Origin of the sequence: Mycobacterium sp. E3305 (assembly GCF_001666785.1) — a bacterium.
Lineage (GTDB): Bacteria > Actinomycetota > Actinomycetes > Mycobacteriales > Mycobacteriaceae > Mycobacterium.
Window position 1 is genome coordinate 1 of sequence record NZ_LZJA01000211.1, and the last position, 504, is coordinate 504.

Annotated in this window: 1 protein-coding gene; it reads left to right on the forward strand. The window is 70.6% G+C overall.

The window, feature by feature from the left end; translation table 11 throughout:
* On the forward strand, positions 1-504 hold a 504-nt coding region (locus A5701_RS20240), incomplete at both ends, for a VWA domain-containing protein (protein ID WP_156670182.1).

Consider the following 504-nt stretch of genomic DNA (forward strand, 5'->3'; position numbering starts at 1 on the left):
GCGTGGTTCTTCCTGTTCCTGCTGGCCGTTCTGCTGGTCCTGGGCATCTACGTCGTGCTGCAGTTCGCCCGCCGCCGCCGCGTCCTGCGGTTCGCCAACATGGAGGTGCTGGAGCGGGTCGCGCCGGCGCGCCCCAGCCGCTGGCGGCACGTGCCGACGATCCTGTTGGCCACGTCGCTGGTGCTGCTGACCACCGCGATGGCCGGGCCGACGTCCGACGTCCGGATCCCGCTCAACCGGGCGGTCGTGATGCTGGTGATCGATGTCTCGGAGTCCATGGCCTCCACCGACGTCCCCCCCGACCGGCTGACCGCCGCCAAGGTGGCCGGCAAGCAGTTCGCCGACGAGCTGACGCCGGGCATCAACCTGGGCCTGGTCGGCTTCGCCGGCACGCCATACCTGCTGGTGTCGCCCACCCCGCAGCACCAGGCGACGATCGACGCGCTCAAGAAGCTCGACTTCGCCGACAGCACGGCCACCGGCGAGGCCATCTTCACCGCCCTG